At 74.2% G+C, this 17,864-nt stretch carries 19 protein-coding genes; 13 read left to right on the forward strand and 6 right to left on the reverse strand.

What is annotated here, in order from left to right; translation table 11 throughout:
- Nucleotides 1–74 precede the first annotated feature (74 nt).
- Nucleotides 75–1,109 carry an aldo/keto reductase gene (locus ACZ6ZI_RS09285; protein ID WP_469518653.1) on the reverse strand — a complete coding sequence of 345 codons (1,035 nt, stop codon included), beginning with the start codon at nt 1,107–1,109 and terminating at the stop codon, nt 75–77.
- A 124-nt stretch (nt 1,110–1,233) separates the two neighbouring features.
- On the opposite strand from ACZ6ZI_RS09285, the gene ACZ6ZI_RS09290 reads away from it, so the two are divergent.
- Entirely contained in the window at nt 1,234–1,890 is a 657-nt protein-coding gene (locus tag ACZ6ZI_RS09290; RefSeq protein ID WP_469518160.1) for a TetR/AcrR family transcriptional regulator, read from the forward strand.
- Between the two features lie 21 nt (nt 1,891–1,911).
- Here ACZ6ZI_RS09290 and ACZ6ZI_RS09295 read toward each other — a convergent pair whose 3' ends face one another.
- Both ACZ6ZI_RS09295 and ACZ6ZI_RS09300 read right to left on the reverse strand, forming a co-directional pair.
- Nucleotides 1,912–2,304 (reverse strand): TOBE domain-containing protein, encoded by a 393-nt coding sequence (locus ACZ6ZI_RS09295; RefSeq protein WP_363053665.1) that lies wholly within the window; start codon nt 2,302–2,304, stop codon nt 1,912–1,914.
- 10 nt (nt 2,305–2,314) lie between these two features.
- Nucleotides 2,315–2,746 carry an ATP-binding protein gene (locus tag ACZ6ZI_RS09300; RefSeq protein ID WP_469518163.1) on the reverse strand — a complete coding sequence of 144 codons (432 nt, stop codon included), beginning with the start codon at nt 2,744–2,746 and terminating at the stop codon, nt 2,315–2,317.
- A gap of 405 nt (nt 2,747–3,151) precedes the next feature.
- Here ACZ6ZI_RS09300 and ACZ6ZI_RS09305 point away from each other — a divergent pair, with 405 nt between their 5' ends.
- Together ACZ6ZI_RS09305 and pucL are read left to right on the forward strand one after the other, a co-directional pair.
- Nucleotides 3,152–4,513, forward strand: a complete 1,362-nt coding sequence (locus tag ACZ6ZI_RS09305; RefSeq protein WP_469518165.1) for an aminotransferase class III-fold pyridoxal phosphate-dependent enzyme — start codon at nt 3,152–3,154, stop codon at nt 4,511–4,513.
- A gap of 273 nt (nt 4,514–4,786) precedes the next feature.
- Nucleotides 4,787–5,704 carry a factor-independent urate hydroxylase gene (gene pucL, locus ACZ6ZI_RS09310; RefSeq protein WP_469518167.1) on the forward strand — a complete coding sequence of 306 codons (918 nt, stop codon included), beginning with the start codon at nt 4,787–4,789 and terminating at the stop codon, nt 5,702–5,704.
- Between the two features lie 84 nt (nt 5,705–5,788).
- Here pucL and ACZ6ZI_RS09315 read toward each other — a convergent pair whose 3' ends face one another.
- Entirely contained in the window at nt 5,789–6,292 is a 504-nt protein-coding gene (locus tag ACZ6ZI_RS09315; protein WP_469518170.1) for a histidine phosphatase family protein, read from the reverse strand.
- A gap of 244 nt (nt 6,293–6,536) precedes the next feature.
- Between ACZ6ZI_RS09315 and ACZ6ZI_RS09320 the strand changes: the two genes are divergently transcribed.
- The 6 genes from ACZ6ZI_RS09320 (at nt 6,537) to ACZ6ZI_RS09345 (ending at nt 9,825) form a co-directional block, all read left to right on the forward strand.
- Nucleotides 6,537–6,752, forward strand: coding sequence for a CbtB domain-containing protein (locus ACZ6ZI_RS09320; RefSeq protein WP_363053660.1), 216 nt, complete (start codon nt 6,537–6,539; stop codon nt 6,750–6,752).
- A 39-nt stretch (nt 6,753–6,791) separates the two neighbouring features.
- The gene (locus ACZ6ZI_RS09325) at nt 6,792–7,547 is read left to right on the forward strand and encodes a CbtA family protein (RefSeq protein ID WP_469518172.1); all 756 of its coding nucleotides are present in this window, start codon (nt 6,792–6,794) and stop codon (nt 7,545–7,547) included.
- A 43-nt stretch (nt 7,548–7,590) separates the two neighbouring features.
- Nucleotides 7,591–7,836: a hypothetical protein gene (locus tag ACZ6ZI_RS09330; protein ID WP_469518174.1), complete on the forward strand. Its 246-nt coding sequence runs from the start codon at nt 7,591–7,593 to the stop codon at nt 7,834–7,836.
- Between the two features lie 133 nt (nt 7,837–7,969).
- Nucleotides 7,970–9,076, forward strand: coding sequence for a PucR family transcriptional regulator (locus ACZ6ZI_RS09335; RefSeq protein WP_469518176.1), 1,107 nt, complete (start codon nt 7,970–7,972; stop codon nt 9,074–9,076).
- Between the two features lie 136 nt (nt 9,077–9,212).
- Nucleotides 9,213–9,548, forward strand: a complete 336-nt coding sequence (locus tag ACZ6ZI_RS09340) for a hypothetical protein (protein WP_469518178.1) — start codon at nt 9,213–9,215, stop codon at nt 9,546–9,548.
- Between the two features lie 55 nt (nt 9,549–9,603).
- Entirely contained in the window at nt 9,604–9,825 is a 222-nt protein-coding gene (locus ACZ6ZI_RS09345; protein WP_363053655.1) for a hypothetical protein, read from the forward strand.
- Between the two features lie 129 nt (nt 9,826–9,954).
- Here ACZ6ZI_RS09345 and ACZ6ZI_RS09350 read toward each other — a convergent pair whose 3' ends face one another.
- Complete coding sequence (locus tag ACZ6ZI_RS09350) at nt 9,955–10,314, reverse strand: hypothetical protein (protein ID WP_469518181.1); 360 nt, start codon at nt 10,312–10,314, stop codon at nt 9,955–9,957.
- Nucleotides 10,315–10,509: 195 nt separating this feature from the next.
- Between ACZ6ZI_RS09350 and ACZ6ZI_RS09355 the strand changes: the two genes are divergently transcribed.
- The 4 genes from ACZ6ZI_RS09355 to ACZ6ZI_RS09370 all read left to right on the forward strand — a co-directional run bounded on the left by ACZ6ZI_RS09355 (nt 10,510) and on the right by ACZ6ZI_RS09370 (nt 15,588).
- Nucleotides 10,510–11,337, forward strand: a complete 828-nt coding sequence (locus ACZ6ZI_RS09355; RefSeq protein ID WP_469518183.1) for a hypothetical protein — start codon at nt 10,510–10,512, stop codon at nt 11,335–11,337.
- A gap of 85 nt (nt 11,338–11,422) precedes the next feature.
- Complete coding sequence (locus ACZ6ZI_RS09360) at nt 11,423–13,420, forward strand: FUSC family protein (protein ID WP_469518185.1); 1,998 nt, start codon at nt 11,423–11,425, stop codon at nt 13,418–13,420.
- A gap of 204 nt (nt 13,421–13,624) precedes the next feature.
- Entirely contained in the window at nt 13,625–14,338 is a 714-nt protein-coding gene (locus ACZ6ZI_RS09365; RefSeq protein ID WP_469518187.1) for a hypothetical protein, read from the forward strand.
- Nucleotides 14,326–15,588 (forward strand): sensor histidine kinase, encoded by a 1,263-nt coding sequence (locus ACZ6ZI_RS09370; RefSeq protein ID WP_469518189.1) that lies wholly within the window; start codon nt 14,326–14,328, stop codon nt 15,586–15,588. Before ACZ6ZI_RS09365 ends, ACZ6ZI_RS09370 begins: the two co-directional genes overlap by 13 nt.
- Nucleotides 15,589–15,673: 85 nt before the next feature.
- Here the strand turns inward: ACZ6ZI_RS09370 and ACZ6ZI_RS09375 are convergent, their stop codons facing one another.
- Nucleotides 15,674–17,761, reverse strand: coding sequence for a PhoX family protein (locus ACZ6ZI_RS09375; protein WP_469518191.1), 2,088 nt, complete (start codon nt 17,759–17,761; stop codon nt 15,674–15,676).
- Nucleotides 17,762–17,864: the final 103 nt, after the last annotated feature.

Raw genomic sequence — 17,864 nt, forward strand, 5'->3', positions numbered from 1 at the left:
GGCCGCCCTTCTCCGCCCACCATGACGGACGATCGGGGCGCGGCGCGCAGGGCGCGCGCCCGTCCGACCCCGGATCAGACGAGCGGGGGGTTCAGGCGGGCGAAGCCCTCCTGGCGCTCGTAGGGGAAGTGGGGGTACGGGGCCGGGCGCCGGCTCACCGCGTCGAGGCGGGCCACCTGGTCGGGCGTCAGGCTCCAGCCGACGGCCCCGATGTTCTGGCGCAGTTGTTCCTCGTTGCGGGCGCCGATGATGACGGAGGCCACGGTGGGGCGGCGCAGCAGCCAGTTGATGGCGACCTGCGGGATCGTGCGGCCGGTCTCCTCGGCCACCGCGTCGAGGACGTCGACCACGTCGTAGAGGAGTTCGTCGTCGACGGGCGGGCCGTAGTCGGCGGTCGCGTGGAGCCGGCTGCCGGCGGGCAGGGGCAGGCCGCGGCGCAGTCGGCCGGTGAGCCGGCCCCAGCCGAGCGGGCTCCACACGAGGGCGCCGACGCCCTGGTCGTGGCCCAGGGGCATCAGGTCCCACTCGTAGTCGCGGCCGACGAGGGAGTAGTGGACCTGGTGGGCGACGTAGCGGGGCAGGCCGTGTCGTTCGGCGGCGGACAGGGACTTCATGAGCTGCCAGCCGGCGAAGTTGGAGACGCCGACGTAGCGGATCTTGCCGTCGCGCACGAGTCGGTCGAGGGTGGAGAGCACCTCCTCGACGGGGGTCGCGGCGTCGAAGGCGTGGAGCTGGAAGAGGTCGATGTAGTCGGTGTCGAGGCGGCGCAGGGCGTCCTCGGTGGCCTTGATCAGGCGGGAGCGGGAGGTGCCCGCGTCCAGGGGGCCGTCGCCGGTGGGCAGTCCGGCCTTGGTGGAGATCAGGACCCGGTCGCGGCGGCCCTTGAGCGCCTGCCCGAGCACCTCCTCCGAGGCGCCGGCGGAGTAGACGTCGGCGGTGTCGAAGAGGTTGATGCCGGCTTCGAGGCAGATGTCGACGAGGCGGCGGGCCTCCTCGGTGTCGGTGGTGCCCCAGGCGCCGAAGAGGGGGCCGCTGCCGCCGAAGGTGGCGGCTCCGAAGCTGAGCGCGGGGACCTTGAGTCCGGACGATCCGAGCTGCCTGTACTCCATGGCTTCCGTGGCTTCCATGACGGTTCCCTTCGGCTTCGACGGATGGACGATAACGGGACCGCAGACCCGTTAAGGTGATCCCAAAGTAGCAGCCGTGCGCCACTAATGGAACCGGAGACCCGTTATGAAGTTGTCGAACGATCCCGTCGAGCCCGAACCCGCGCCCGAACCCGAACCCGAACCCGAACCCGAGCCCGGGACGCTGCGCCCCGGGGGGCGGACGGCGCGCGTACGGGCGGCCGTTCTGGAGGCGGCCGGGGACACCCTCGCCGAGCAGGGCTTCCACGGGCTGGACCTCGCCGAGGTGGCCCGCCGCGCGCAGGTCGGCAAGACCACCGTCTACCGGCGCTGGGGCACGGTGGCCGCACTCGTCGCCGACCTGCTGACGGACATGGCCGAACAGTCACTGCCGCGCACCGACACGGGCTCGCTGCTGGAGGACCTGACGGCCAACGCCGAACTCGTCCGCCGAACCCTGGCCGACCCGCGCCAGGGAGCCCTGTTCAAGGCCGTGATCGCCGCCGCCACGGGGGACGCCCGCACGGCCGAGGCCCTCCACCGCTTCTACGAGGTCCGGGTCGCGGAATGGGCGCCCTGCGCGGCGTCGGCCGTGGAGCGGGGGGAACTGCCGGCGGGCACCGACCCCGCCGAGGTCGTCCGCGCCGTGTCCGCGCCGCTGTACTACCGGTTCCTGACCAGCGCGCTGCCCCTGGACGAGGCCACGGCGCGGCGCGCGGCGCGGTCCGCCTACGAGGCGGCCCGCGCGGGGGTCTTCACCTGAGGTGCCGGGGGGCCGCGCGCCTCAGACGCGGTCCACGAAGACGCTGGTGGACTTCACCCGGGCGGTGGCCCGCATGCCCACCACCAGGCCCAGTTCCTCCACCGCCTCCCGGGTCAGCAGCGACACCACGCGGTGCGGACCGGCCTGGATCTCCACCTGGGCCCCGACGCTGCCCAGCTTGATGCCGGTCACGATGCCGGGGAAGGCGTTGCGCGCCGAGGTGTACGGGGCGTCGGCGTCCTCCCCGCCCTCCTGGGCGACCTCGACGCAGAACGCCGCCAGGTCCGTGCCCTCGACGATCCGGCGGGTCCCCTCGCGCCGCGTCGGGAAGCGCCCGGCGTCCGCCCACCGCCGGGCGGTGTCGCTGCTGACGCCGAGGAGCCGGGCTGCCTGACCGATCGTGTACGTCTCCATGCGGCGCAGCCTATGCGGGATCGGGGCGCCGCGGACCGTCCGACCCCGGTGGCCGCACGGCCGCCCAGACGGTCTTGCCGGAGGGGTCCGCCGCCTCGACGCCCCAGCCGACGGTGAGCCGGTCCAGCAGGACCAGGCCGTGCCCGCCCGGGCGCCCCCGTTGCCCCGCGGGCCGCCGCCGGGGCGGTTCGGGGCTGTCGTCGCGGACCTCCAGGCGCAGCAGCCCGGGGGCGTGGCGCAGGACCAGCTCGCGCGGGCCGCCCGCGTGCAGGCAGGCGTTGGTGACCAGCTCCGATACGAGCAGCAGGACGTCCTCGGTCTCCTCCGCGTCCGACGGCCACCGCCAGTCGGCCAGCGCGCCCCGGGTGAAGTCGCGGCAGCGGGTGACGACCCCGGTCACGACGCCGCCGGCCAGGACCAGCCTCCGCGTCTGCTCGGCCACAGGCTCTCCCGTCTCCGCGCCGCCCGTCCCCTCGGCGGCGCACCTACCCCCGGCGGAGAAGGCCGAATCCGTACGTTCGGCCACGTGGCCGAGGGCCGCGCCGCCCGGGGGGCGGGCAGTGGGCGCGCGCCCGCCGCGGCCGGCGGCGTACCGGCGCCGGACCGACGGCCGGGCGGCCGGGCGGCCTCGCGGCAGGGGCCCTCCGCGCCGCCGGGGGCCGGCGCGGAGGCGGCGCCCCGGACGTCCCGCCGGTCTCCCCCGTGGAGCGGCGGCAGGTCACGACGACGGTAGGCCGGGCCCGCCGGGCCCGTCGAGGAGGGCCCTCCCGGTCCGTCAGGTCGGCGTTCGGTCGCGCCCCGCCGGAGGCACCCCGGGGTCCACATCCTGGACAACTACCCTCGGGACATGAACGCAGAAGCCGAGCACCTCGCCGCCGTGAAAGACGCCGTGAAAAGCGCCGACCGCCAACACGTCTTCCATTCCTGGTCGGCGCAGGAGCTCATCGACCCCCTGGCCGTGGCCGGCGCCGAGGGCTCGTACTTCTGGGACTACGACGGGAACCGCTTCCTCGACTTCTCCAGCGCGCTCGTCTACACCAACATCGGCTACCAGCACCCGAAGGTGGCCGCCGCCATCGCGGAGCAGGCGGCGAAGCTCTGCACCGTCGCGCCCGGCTTCGCCGTGGACGTCCGCTCCGAGGCCGCGCGCCTCATCGCGGAGCGCACCCCCGGCGACCTGGACAAGATCTTCTTCACCAACGCGGGCGCCGAGGCCGTGGAGAACGCCGTGCGCATGGCCCGGCTGCACACCGGCCGACCCAAGGTGATGTCCGCATACCGCTCGTACCACGGGGCCACGTCGACGGCGATCAACCTCACCGGTGACGCCCGTCGTTTCGGCAACGACAGCGCGACCGCCGGCGTCGTGCACTTCTGGGGCCCGTTCCTGTACCGCTCGCCGTTCCACGCGACGACCGAGGCCGAGGAGTGCGAGCGCGCGCTGCGCCACCTGGAGGACACGATCGTCTTCGAGGGCCCGCAGTCGATCGCCGCGATCATCCTGGAGACCGTCGGCGGCGCCCCCGGCGTCCTGGTGCCCCCGGCCGGCTACCTCGCGGGCGTCCGGGCGCTGTGCGACCGGTACGGCATCGTCTTCATCCTCGACGAGGTCATGGTGGGCTTCGGCCGCACCGGCACCTGGTTCGCCGCCGAGCACTGGGACGTCACCCCCGACCTGCTCTGCTTCGCCAAGGGCATCACCAGCGGCTACGTACCGCTCGGCGGCGTGGCGATCTCCGCCGCCATCGCCGAGACCTTCGCCCGCCGCCCCTACCCGGGCGGGCTCACCTACTCCGGGCACGTGCTGGCCTGCGCGGCGGCCGTCGCCACCGTCGAGACCATGGCCGAGGAGGGCATCGTCGAGCAGTCCGCGCGCACCGGCGCCGAACTGCTGGGCCCGGGGCTGCGGGCCGTCGCCGAGCGGCACCCGTCCGTCGGCGAGGTGCGCGGTCTGGGCACCTTCTGGGCCCTGGAGCTCGTACGCGACCCGGCGACGCGCGAGCCGCTGGTGCCCTACAACGCCGCCGGCGCGGAGGCCGCGCCGATGGCGGCCTTCGGCGCGGCCCTGAAGAAGGGCGGCCTGTGGCCGCTCCTCGCCGGCAACCGCATCCACGTCGCGCCGCCCTGCAACATCTCGGCCGACGACGTGGCCAAGGGGCTCGCGATCCTCGACGAGGCCCTGACCGTCGCGGACGCGCACATGGCCTGACCTGCGGGGCTGTACGGACGCCCAATCCGTGGGTGCTGGTGTTCGGATGATCCGTGCGGTGGTTCACCCGCCGTACACATGGTGCAATCCGAGCAGTACTTCTTCAGTACCACTCAGCACCTACGGACCGGGATGCACGTCAGTCCCGGGGCGGCCCCACGGGGTCGAACGGCGGGGAGCGGCACGTCTTCGGTTGGGGCGGGCGCTGGACGCCGGGCGTACGGGATCCAGACGACCGGACTCCGTGTTCCCGAGTACCCGAAGGAAGACAGCATGAGCAAGCACGTCCTGGGCCAGAACCAGTACGGCAAGGCCGAGAACCGCATCGTGAAGGTGACCCGCAAGGGCAGCGACGGTTCCTGGAGCGAGATCCGCGACCTCAACGTGTCGGTGGCCCTGCGCGGCGAGTTCCGCGACGTGCACCTGACCGGTGACAACGCCAACTGCCTGCCGACCGACACCACCAAGAACACGGTGTACGCCTTCGGCAAGGAACACGGCATCGCCTCCCCCGAGGCCTTCGGCATCCTCCTCGCCAAGCACTTCGTCTCCTCCCAGTCGCCGATCCGCGAGGCGCAGATCCGCATTGAGGAGTACGCCTGGGACCGGATCCCCGTCCCGACGCGCAAGGAGCAGCACTCCTTCGTCCGCAAGGGCCAGGAGGTGCGCACCGCGCAGATCACCTACAGCGAGACCACCGGTCTCCAGGTGATCTCGGGTCTGAAGGACCTGACGGTCATGAACTCGACCAACTCCGAGTTCCACGGCTACATCAAGGATCGGTACACCACCCTCCAGGAGGCGTACGACCGCATCCTGGCGACCAAGGTCACCTCCCGTTGGGCGCACTCGGCGCTGGCCGCCGACGACCCGGAGTTCGACTGGGACCAGTCGTACAAGAAGGTCCGCAAGCACATGCTGGAGGCCTTCGCGGAGACGTACTCCTACTCCCTCCAGCAGACCCTCAACCAGATGGCCGAGCGGGTGCTCGACAACTGCCCGCGGGTCAACGAGGTCCGCCTCAACCTCCCCAACAAGCACCACTTCCTCGTCGACCTGGAGCCCTTCGGCCTCAAGAACGACAACGAGGTCTACTTCGCCGCGGACCGCATGTACGGCCTGATCGAGGGCACCGTCCACCGTGAGGGCGTGCAGCCGGTGATCGCGACCTCCGACTGGATCGTCGCCTGATCCTCGCGCACCACAGTTCGGCCCGGACCGCGTCGCGGGGTCCGGGCCGTCCTGCTGTCCGGGCCCGCCGGGGCGTCCGGCGCGTCAGCGCCCGCCGGGCCGGCCGGGCCCGCCGGGCCCGCCGAGGAGGAGGTTCCAGCGGCCCGAGCGCCCGGTGAGGGTGGTCACGGTGGACGGTCGTACGTCGAGCCGCCAGAAGGTCTCGGCCGGCAGCTCCAGAGCGGCCACGACCACCGCCCGCACGACGCTCGGTTCGACCTCGGCGTGGTGCCGGCCCGGCGCGAGACCCAGGAGGTGGGCGCCCGTACGGGTGATCAGCGCGGCCACCGACTCCCCGCCGCCCGGGGGCTCGTACGCCGGGTCCGTGAGCCAGCGCCGGATGCCCTCGGGGTCCTCGGCGGCGACCTCCTCCAGCTCCCGTCCCGCCCAACGGCCGGTGGCGGGGCCCGCCAGACCCGGGTGTCCGGGGCAGGGTTCCCCGCGCCCGAAGCGGCCCCGACGGGCATCGGGATCGAGCGGAGGCGTGGCCAGGAAGAGGCGTACGGAGCCCGGCGGGACGGGCGCGGCGAGAGGCGCGGAAGGCGGCATGACCAGGAGCGTAGAGCGTGCGCGGGGGGGCGCGGGGCGGCGTCCGCACGCCGTGGTGTTCAAGCCACGCGCGCGGTACGGTCGCGGACGACATGACGAAGGGACGGCGGAAGTACCGGTGTGAATCCGGCACGGTCGCGCCACTGTGAGACCTCCCGCGGCACCCGGGGAGGGAAGTCAGACCCGCCCCCCTTCCTCGACAGCACCACTGACCGGGACGCGTGTTCCCCCTGGAGGTTCTGCCATGGCCCACTCCGCCGCGCCCAGCTCCGCCCCCGCCGCGATCACCCCCCTCTCCCTCTCCGCCCTGGCCCCGTGGGCGGCGTTCGCCGCCGTCGTCACCCTCGTGCTGCTGTACTTCGTCGGCATCGAACAGGGCGCCACCGCCGTCTTCCAGGGCGAGGGCGTCCACGAATGGCTGCACGACGGCCGCCACCTGCTCGGTTTCCCCTGCCACTGATCCCTGCCGCTCCAGCCCGATCACGCAAGGGACACCCACGTGAACCTCTCCCCCCGCGTCCTGCTGCTCCGGGGCATGCTCGCCGGCCTCCTGGCCGGTGTCGCCGCCTTCCTGGTCGCCTACCTCCTCGGCGAGTCGAAGGTGGACGCCGCCATCGCCCTCGAGGAGGCCGGAGCCGCCGTCGCCGGCCACGACCACGGCGACGAACCCCCGGTCAGCCGCGCCCTCCAGGCCACCGCCGGCCTGGGCACCGGCGTCGTGCTCTACGGGGTCGCGCTCGGCGGCATCGCCGCGCTCGCCTTCTGCTTCGCCCTGGGCCGCGTCGGGCGCTTCGGCCCCCGCGCCACGGCGGCCCTGGTGACCGGCGCCCTGTTCGTCACCGTGACCCTGGTGCCGTTCTTCAAGTACCCCGCCAACCCGCCCGCCGTCGGGGACCCGGAGACGGCCGCCCGCCGGACCGCCCTCTACCTCCTGATGATCGCGCTGGGCGCGCTGCTCGCCGCCGCGGCGCTGGTCCTCGGCCGTCGCCTCGCGCCGAGGCTCGGGAACGGGAACGCCTCGGTCGTCGCCGCGCTCGCCTTCGTGGCCGCGATCGGCCTCTCGTACGCCTTCCTGCCCGCCGTCGACGAGGTGCCCGCCGGCTTCCCGGCGGCGCTCCTCTGGCAGTTCCGACTCGCCTCGCTGGCCATCCAGGCCACGCTGTGGACGACTTTCGGCCTGATCTTCGGATATCTAGCCGAACGCGCTATTGCCCCCGCCCTCACACCCAAGGAGGCTGTACAGCCGACGAGTTGAGCGTGTTACACCTGTTGCGGGTGTTGAGGGTGGGAGCCGGGACATGCAGTCCGCGATCTGGGCATGGCGGGGCTGGACCGGTGCCGCACCCTTCTGGCTGAACGCGCTCCTGCTGGTCGTCACCCCGTTCGCCGCCGTGACCCTGCTCGCGCAGATCGGCGTGGTCGGGGCCCTGGCCGCCCTCGGCGGACTGGCCCGCCACCTCTGGTTCGGCGACTACGGCCACCCCGCGATGCACCTCGCCGCCGCCCTCATGGGGGCGGCGGCGGTCGCGTTCGTCGTGGTCTGACCCCGCCCCTCCGCCCGCCGCCGCCTCGACCGCCGCCGCCCCGGCCGCCGCCCTCACGGCCCTCGCCGCCCGTTCCGACCGCGCGCCGTCCTCGGGGGAGAATGACGGTTTGCTACGAACCGGAGGGACCGGCGTGACATCTGGGCGGGACATACCCGAGGAGTACCTGGTCGGGTACGCACGGATCCTGACGGCCGCGGCGGCCACCGGCCGCAGACCGCGCCGGGAGGAACTGGACGCCCGACGCGCCCTCGGCGAGCAGGCCGCCGAGGCCGGCTACGCGCTGCGCACCCTCGTCGGCGCGCACCTCTCCGCCACCCGCACCGCGCTCGCCGGCCGCGTCACCCCCGACCACGTGATGGCCGCCGTCGAACAGTGCGTGGACGCCTTCACCGAGGGCTACGAGCGGGCCCAGCGGCTGGCGGTCCGCCAGGAGGAGGCCGCGCGACGGGAGTTCGTCGACGACCTGCTGCTCGGGCGCAGCGACCTCGGCCGACTCAGCGAACGCGCCGCCCGCTTCGGCCTGCACCTGGCGCACGCGCACGCCGTGGCCGTCGCCCGGGCCGCCGAACCCTACGAGGACACGGGCGCGGCGATCCGACGGGTGGAGGCCGCGCTCCGCGCCCGGTTCGACAGCCGCACCTTCCTCCTCTCGACGAAGGACGGCCACCTCGTCTGCGTGTCCCCGGGCGACACCGGCGAGGTCCTCGCCCACTTCGCCCGCCTGGCCGTCGGCATCGACGCCGCGGCGGGCACGGGAGGCACGGGAGCCGGTGCGGCGGCCGGCACCGCGCAGGGGCTCGCGGCCGTCGGCCGCCCCCATCCCGGCCCGGGCGGCGTGGTCACCTCGTACGAGGAGGCCCTCGCCGCGCTCGACCTCGCGGACCGGCTCGGCTTCACGGGACCGGTGCTGCACGCCGCCGACCTGCTGGTCTACCCCGTACTGACCCGGGACCGGGCCGCGATGGCCGACCTGGTGCTGACCGTGCTCGGACCCCTGCGGGCCGGCCGCGGAGGCCCCGGCCCGCTGCTCGACACGCTGACGGCGTACTTCGACTCGGGGTGCGTGGCGGCGGAGGCGGCACGACGACTGAGCCTGAGCGTACGGGCCCTGACGTACCGTCTGGAGCGGATCCACCGGCTGACGGGAGCCGACGCGGGCGATCCCGTGCAGCGCTACACCCTCCAGACCGCCGTGATCGGAGCCCGGCTCCTGGACTGGCCGGAGCGCCCCCTGTAGTCCGTACGGCCGGCGGGCCTGAGCCGACAGGGGTGTCTTCGTCCCCCGGTCGGGGGCTTCTCGGGCGTGGCCCGGGAGTCGCCTGGGACACCGGGGCATGCAATCCCCCATGAGCGGTGCGCGGAAGGCACGGACCGTGCCGGCAAGGGTCCTGACGGTGGTCTGCGTCGCCCTGCTGTGCCTGTTCGGTGCCGGCCCCTCTGCGGTGATCGCCGCGACGCCGGTGACGGCCGCGGAGTCGCGTCCGTCGGCACCGACCGAACCCGGCGAGGGCCAGGGCGAGACGGGCACCGAGCCCGCCGGACGGGCCACGGCGAGGACCGTCGTCCGCGGGGCACCGACCGTACGGCGGCTGCCGCCGAGGACGTTTCACGTGGAACACCCGGGCCCGTACGCCCGGGTGGGGTCCTACGGGCCCGGCGGGCCGGTCCCGTCCGGGCGGACGGTGCGGAGCGTGGTCCTGCGCTGCTGAGCGGGCCGAGCAGCAGAGCGACCCCCCACACCCCCGAACACCGTGAGGTTCCGCCATGCCCATCGACCCCTACGCCGCCCTGAACGCCATGCTCCGCGCCGAGGCCACCCGCTTCGCCCCGCCGGCCCGGCGCACCGAACCGGCCGAACAGAGCGGGCCCCAGCCCCTGCCGCAGCAGGCGGCCGCGGTGCAGACCGTGCCCGCCGACGCCGAGCCGGGGGGTGAGTCCCCGCAGGCGCAGGCGAAGGCGCAGGCGCCCGTCGACCCGGCCGCGTAGGCCGGCGGCGCGGTCCCCCCGGACCCGGATCACCGGCACCCGGCCCCCGCCCCGCGGAACGGGGCGGGGGCCGGCGCCCCGCGGTCGTTGCCCGGCCGATGTCCCGGCCGGAGTCCGGGTCGGCTCCGGTCAGTCCTCCCGCGTGTAGTAGCGGTAGAACGCGGCGATCCCGACGCCCAGGCCGACGAAGAGGCCGACGGTGGCGCCGCGCAGCACGGACTCGTTGGTGAGGCTGTGCAGGTAGCCCGCCGCGATGCCGCCGAACACGCCGTACGCGGCGGCGTGCACCTCGCGCTTGAGCCGGGGCCCGACCTTGGCGAGGGTGAACATGATCGCGGCGAAGAGCGCGCCGCACAGGATCCCGTAGAAGACGTTGCCCGCGTCGACCGGGCCCATCTGACGCTTGATGAAGGCCGCCCAGACCCCGTAGACGAGGCCGAGCAAGAGCGCGCGGACCAGGCGGTTGCGGTCGGTGTGGTCAGCGTTCACGGATGCCGCCGGACGGTGCCGCCGGACGGTGGGTGCCGCGTGTGCCATGGCGGGCTCCTCTCTTCCACCCTCCAGAGCACACCCACCGCAGGGGAGCGGCAAGTGGATCACCCGCCCGGACGCCACCCGTACGCACCGCACCCGTACGCAGCACCCCCGCCGGCGCCGGCGGTGACGACGCCTTTCCCTGGTGACGTGCGCACCTACCTCTCGGCCGCCCTCATCGTGCTCGTGGCTCTCCTCGTGCCCGCGAGCGCGGTCGCGTACTGGGCCGACCGCGAGCTGGGCGACGTCGACCGCTACACCGCCGCCATGTCCCCCCTCGCCTCCGACCCCGCCGTGCAGAACGTGGTCGTCACGCAGGCCGGTCGAGCCCTGGCCGGGCAGATCGACGCCGGGCCCTTCCAGGGCGGCGTCGAGGCCCTGGTCGACGAGGCCCTGCGGTCCTTCGCCGGCACCCCGGCCTACCGCACGGCCTGGGACGCCGCCAACCGCGCCGCCCACGCGGCGTTCCTGCACGCGCTCACCACCGGTGACGGCGACGCCGTCACCCTCGACCTCGCGCCGGTGATCGCCCGGGTCAAGGAGGAACTGGTGACGGGCGGGGTGCCGTTCGCCGACCGCATCCCCGAGACCCACCTGTCCGTGAAGGTCATGGAGTACGACGACCTCGGCTCGCTCCGGAAGGCGTTCCGCATGCTCCAGATCGCCGGTGTCTGGCTCCCCGCCCTGACCGTGCTGCTCGCCGCGGCGGCCGTCGCCGTCGCCGTCCGCCGCCGGCGGGCCGTCGTGGCCACCGGTCTCGGGCTGGCCGTCGGCGCCGTCCTGCTGTGGGTCGCGATCGCCCTGTGCCGCCGCCTCACCCTGGACGACCTGCCCGCCGACGTCGACCGCCAGGCCGCCGCCGCCGTCTACGACGCGCTCACCGCGTTCCTGCGGAGCACCGCCTGGCTGGTCCTCGCCGTCGGGCTCGCCGCCGCTTCGGTGGCCTGGCTGACGGGACGACTGCGCAACACCCCATAAGCTCGGAACGTACCCATCCTCCGCCTAGCTCCCGGAACGACCGATTCGCGAGCGGTGACACGGAAGCCGGTGACACGGAAGCGGAATGACCACCGAACGACGCACCGAGCACATACCGTCCGGGCGGCCCCGGCCCCGGACGCCGGCACCGCCCTCCTGGCTGCTCGCGGGCCTGCGCCCGACGGGAGCCCCGGTCCCCTGGGCGGCGGCCGTCCGCGCCGGCGTCGCGCTCGCCGCGCCCCTCGCCGTCGGCTTCGCCCTCGACGAGCCCGAGTACGGGGCGCTGGTCTCCATGGGCGCCCTGTCCGGGGTGATCGGCGACACCGCCGACGCCTACCGGATGCGGGTCCTGAACATCGGAGTCCCGCAGCTGTTCGGCGCGGTCGGCGTGGCCCTCGGCACCCTGGTCTTCGGACACGGCTGGCTCGCCGTCGGCGTCCTCACCCTGGTCGCCCTCGTCTCCGGCATGATCTCCTCGATCGGCACGGTCGCCTCCGTGTCCGGGCTGCTGCTCCTGCTGAACGCCGTCGTCGGCGCCGGACTGCCGATGCCCCGACCCTGGTGGACGGCCCCGCTGTTGCTCACCGCCGGCGGCCTGTTCGTCCTCCTCCTGACCCTGCTGGGATGGCCGCTGCGCGGACGACGGCCCGAACGGGTCGCCGTGGCCTCCTGCTACCGGGCCCTGGCCGACGCCCTCGAAGCCGCCGGCGGGCCGGCCGCGCGCTACGAGGAACACCGGCAACGGGTGACGCAGGCCCTCAACCAGGCCTACGACCTCATCCTGGGCCGCCGCGCCCGGGTCCACGGGCGCAGCCCCACCCTGGTGCGGATGCTCGCCCAGCTCAACGTGCTGATCCCGCTGGTCGAGGCCGCCCCCGCCGCGCACCTGCGGGGCCGCCCGCTGCCCGCCGCGATCCCCGCCGCCGTACGGGACCTGGCCGACGCCGTCGAGAGCGGTCGCACCGGCACCCCCTCCCTGGTCCTGCCCCCGCCGCACACCCCGGCCGAGCGGGCCATGGACGCCGCGCTGCGGCACGCCGCGAAGATCGTGCACCTGCCCGAGCCGGACCCGTACAACGTCGACGACCGCCTCGGCCGGCCCGCCGCCCTGCGGGTCCGGGCCCGGCGCGGGGTGCGCGACATGATGCTGTCCGGCTCCTCCTGGCGCTACGGACTGCGCCTCGCCCTGTGCATCGGACTCGCGCAGTCCCTGGTCTCCCTCATCCCCGTGGAGCGTTCCTACTGGGTGGCGCTGACCGTCACCTTCGTCATCAAACCGGACTTCGGCTCGGTGTTCTCCCGCGCCCTGCTGCGCGCCCTGGGCACGGCGGGCGGGCTGGTCCTGGCCGCCGCCGTCCTCGCCGAGGTGCCGCGCGGCTGGTGGTCCGTCCCCGTGATGGTGGTACTCGGCGCGCTGATCCCGGTGTTCTCCGCCAAGGGGTACGCCTTCCAGACCGCGGCGATCACCCCGGTGATCCTGCTCCTGTCCGACCAGCTCAACCACCAGGGCTTCGACCTCATCCGGCCCCGGCTGCTGGACAGCCTGATCGGCTGCGCGATCACCCTGATCGCCGGCTACCTGCTGTGGCCCGAGAGCTGGCGCACCCGCATCGGCGCCCGGCTCGCCGACACCGTGGACGACGCCGCCCGCTACGTGGAGCGGGCCTTCGCCCCCGTGGCGGACGAGGCGGAGCTGAAGGCAGCCCGGCTGGCCCGCCTCCAGGCCCGCCGCAGGATCTACCGCGACCTGTCCGGGGTGCGCAGCGAGTTCCAGCGGGCCCTGACCGAGCCCCCGCCGACTGGGGCCCGCGCGGCCGCCTGGTGGCCGCTGGTGGTGGCGGTGGAACGCGTCGTGGACGCCACCACGGCCGCCCGGGTCCGGGTCAACCACGGCGCCGAGCCGCCCGCGCAGGCGGAGGTCGAACGGATCACGCGCGAGCTGCGCGGGCTCGCGGCCGGCGTACGGACCAGCACCACCCCGGTACGGGTCGAGGTGGAGCCCCCCGAGGACCCGTCGAGCGTCCTCGCCCCCGTCCACCAGGAGGTGGCGGCGGCCCGCGCCATCTCCCGCCCCGAGCCCTGAGCCCGCCCGACGCCCCGGGCCCGCCCGGCGCCCCGAGCCCGCCCGGCGCCCCGAGCCCGTCCGGTGCCCCTGGCGTCCCCGTCGGCTGCCCGCCCGGCGCCGGCCACCGGTCCGACCCGGCCCCGAGCCCCGGGCCCGTCCGCCCCGTCGCCCGAACGGCCCACGGGCCGGGCCGGGGCGCCGCCGGCGGGTGAGCATCGGTACATGCACCGCGCCTCGGCCGTGATGGTCCTCGCCGCCGTAGTGGCGGGGGCGACGGCCGGGTGCGCCGACGTCGAGGGCCTCAAGGACGACGGCGACCTGGGCACCGCCCACGCCCCCCAGACCCTGTGGAAGGACGTCCGCCCCTCCGCCCCGCCCCCCGGCCAGGAATCGGGCACGGCCGCCGTGGTCCCCGGCCTGCCCAAGGTGACGGGCGGGGACATGCGCGGCGTCGACGCGCTCGCCGTCGTACGCGCCGACATCACCTCCGCCGCGGAGCAGGACGGCGGCACCGGACGCCTCGTCGACCCCCGGGCCGTCCAACGCCTCGCCCTGTGCACCGACGCCCCCGACGGCGGCCCCGACTGCCCGGTGCGCCCCGCGGCCCTGCACGACGTGACGGGCGACGGCAAGGCCGAACTGATCACCGCCCTCGACGTCGACGGCCGGATCAGCGAACTGCGCGTCTACACCGTCCGGGCCGACGGCGCCGTCACCCGGATCCTGTCCCGGCGCGGGGTCCTGGAGGGCGTGGAGGTCGCCGCCGAACACCTCGCGGTCCGCGAACCCACCTCGAACCCCCGCTACATCTCCGTCTCCGACTACGTCTGGGACCCCGAGGCCGGGATCATGAACCTGTCCCAGCTCACCCTCGACGAGTGCCTCGTCCTCTCCGACACCCCCCTGAGCCCGGACCGGTCGCGATGCGCCCGATGAGCGGCCTGCGCTGGAAGATCTCCCTCACCACCACCCTGGTGTGCTGCCTGGTGGCCGCGGCCCTCGGCATCCTCGTGCACAACGTGGCCGCCCGGCAGATCGTCGGGGAGGTCCGCAAGGACGCCGACCGCGACCTCGACCACGCCCTCGGCCACTACGAGTACGGCACCGCGCACGGGGACGTGAACGTCGCCCTGGACCCGCCCGGCCTGCCCCCGCCCCTGAAGGCCCTCGTCGCGCGCGGACGCACCGGCAGCATGGTCGGCGTCCACGACGGCGAGCCCGTGATGTGGGCCGCCGGCCCCGCCGACCGGCACGCCCTCGCGGTCTGGATCCCCTACGAGAACACCCGCACCCGGCTGCGCGACATCGACGCCGCCATCCTGGCCTCCTCCGTCCTCGCGGCCGGTGTGGTCGCCCTGGCGGGCCTCTTCCTCGCCAACCGGATCAGCCGCAGGCTCGCCACCACGGCCGCCGTGGCCCGCCGCATCACCGCCGGCGACCTGGACGCCCGCATCGGCCTGCCCGCCTCCGGCGACGGCCCCGGTCCGCGCCGCTACCGCGACGAGGTGCGCGACGTCGCCCAGGCCCTGGACTCGATGGCCGCCTCGCTCCAGCAACGGCTGGAGGCCGAGAAACGGTTCACGGCGGACGTCGCGCACGAGCTGCGCACCCCGCTGACGGGATCGCTGGCCGCCGCCGCCCTGCTGCCCGAGGGCCGACCCAAGGAGATGATCAACGACCGGTTGAAGGCCCTGCACCTGCTCACCGAGGACCTGTTGGAGATCTCCCGGCTGGACTCCGGCGTGGAACGCGCCGACCTCGCCCGGGTGGAACTGGGCCGCGTCGTACGCCGGGCCGTGGCCGCGACCCGGCTGCCGGCAGAGGTCCGGGTGGTGCGGGACCTCGTCGTGCTGACCGACCGCCGGCGCCTGGACCGGATCCTGGCCAACCTGCTCGTCAACGCCCACAAGCACGGCCGACCACCCGTCGAGGTGACGGTGGAGGGCCCGGTGGTCGTGCTGCGCGACCACGGGCCGGGCTACCCCGCCGAGCTGATCGAACAGGGCCCGAAGCGGTTTCGCACCGGCGATCCCGGCCGCGGCCGGGGACACGGCCTGGGCCTGACGATCGTCATGGGCCAGGCCGCCGTCCTGGGCATCGAGCCGGTCTTCTCCAACGCCCCGGACGGGGGCGCGGTGACGACCCTGCGCCTGCCCGTCGGACGCCTGACGGACGACGACGCCTGACGCGGCGCCCGGCACATGACGCGGCGCCCGGCACCCGCGCGACGGGTGCCGGACGCCGGACGCCGGACGCCGGATGCCTGTCGGATCAGACGCCGATGTTCTTGCCGTCCTTGCGCCACACCGACACGACCGCCGGGCGCACGAGCTTGCCCGGACCGTCGGGCCACACCGACTGCGGCTTCTCGACGGAGGCCCCGTCGATCTCGCCCGGGTGCTGCACCGACACCAGCACCCGCCGGTCCTGGATCAGCGGACCGCAGGTCTCGGCGCCGCGCGGCACCGTCAGGAACTGCTTCAGCTCACCGCGCCGGTCACCGGCGGTCGCGACGCCGAACAGGCCGTCGTGGGAGCCGAGCTGGTTGCCGTCCGTGGAGATCCACAGGTTGCCGTGCGGGTCGAAGGCCACGTTGTCCGGGCAGGAGATCGGGCTGACCCGGTCCTTCGGGAAGCCCGCGAAGTAGGTGGCCGGGTCGTTCGGGTCACCGGCGACCAGGAACAGCCTCCACGCGAAACCGTCACCGGCCGGGTCGTCGAAGTTCTCGGCGAGCTCCAGGATCTGCCCGTGCTTGTTCAGGTTGCGCGGGTTGGGCTCGGTCGCGCCCTCCTTGCCCGGCTTGCCGCGGTCGGTGTTGTTCGTCAGCGCGACGTAGACCCGGCCGGTGCGCGGCGACGGCTCGACGTCCTCGGGGCGGTCCATCTTCGTGGCGCCCACCTTGTCGGCGGCCTGGCGCGTGAAGACGTACACCTCCTCGGCGGTCATGCCCTCGACGTGCGAGACGTTGCCGGTGGCGAGCTTGATCCAGACGCCGGAACCGTCGAACTCGCCGTCCGAGGGCAGCTTGCCGGAGCCGTCGATCTCGGCGGCGGGGGCGTCACCGGTGAGCTTGGCGACGTAGAGGGTGCCCTCGTCGAGCAGCGTGAGGTTGTGCTCCTTGGCCGCGCGGGAGTCGCCCCTCTTCATCCGCTTCGAGGAGACGAACTTGTAGAAGTAGTCGAAGCGCTCGTCGTCGCCCATGTAGACGACCGGACGGCCGTCCTCGGTCAGCCGGGGCTGCGCGGCCTCGTGCTTGAAGCGGCCGAGCGCGGTGCGCTTGCGCGGGACCGAGTCGGGGTCGTAGGGGTCCAGCTCGACGACCCAGCCGAAGCGGTGCGACTCGTTGGGCTCCTGCGCCACGTCGAAGCGCTTGTCGAACCGCTCCCACTTGCGCTCGGTGGCGCCCGAGGTCACGCCGTAGCGCTTCAGACGGGCGGCCTGCACGGGGTCGGTGACCTGGCCGGCGTTGGCGAAGTACTGGTTGAAGTTCTCCTCGCCGTGGAGGGTGGTGCCCCACGGGGTGGTGCCGCCGGCGCAGTTGTTGAGGGTGCCGAACACCTTCGTGCCGGACGGGTCGACGGAGGTCTTCAGCAGGGCGCCGCCGGCGGCCGGACCGGTCATCCGGAACTCGCTCTTGGTGTGCAGGCGCCGGTTGAGCCGGTGGCGGGTGACGGCGGTCAGCCGGCCGCTGCGGTGGTCCTCCTGGACGACGACCACGGACAGGCCGTGCGCGGCCCAGGCGATCTCGACCTGCTCGCGGGTCGGGTTGGCCGGGTCGTACCCCTTGAACATGAGGTTCTCGTCCGTGTACTCGTGGTTGGCCACGAGCAGCTGCCGGCGCTCGTAGTCCCCGCCGAGCGGGAGGAGGCTCAGGAAGTCGTTGTTGTAGCCGAACTGGCCCGCCTGCGCGGCGGCGGTCTGCCGGTCCGCGTTGAAGGCCGGGGCGCCCTTGACGATCGGCTCGCCCCAGCGGATGACCACGTTCTGCTCGTGGCCCTCGGGGACGGTCACCTTGTCGTCGGTGTTCGGCGCCACCGCCTTGAAACGCAGGCCGCGGGCGGCCTCGCCGGAACCGCGCTTCGCGGCGTCGACCGGGTCGGCCGGCGCGGCGGTGGCGCTCGGGGCGCCGCCCGCGCCGAGGGTGACCGCGGTGCCGGCGGCGGTCGCGACGGTGACGACGGCGGCGGAGCGCAGCATCGAGCGGCGGGAGTAGGCGCGGGCGATGACGTCGCCGGCGTACTCGTTGTCGCTGGTGTTGGGCACCTCGTGGAAGCAGGCGTCTCCACAGCGGTAGCGGCAGGTGAGAGCGGAACGGCCGCTCCCATGCGGGTTGCCGAGAAGCGGCAGGAGCTTGCGCACGAGGTGTCCTCCGGTAAGTGCACGGCGCCGACAACGTGTCGGTAGGAATCCAGCCGCGACGCTAGGGCCGGGTTGCGCCGATGCGGCGGCGCGGGGATGAACG

The sequence above is a fragment of the Streptomyces sp. NPDC103540 genome (assembly GCF_055584445.1).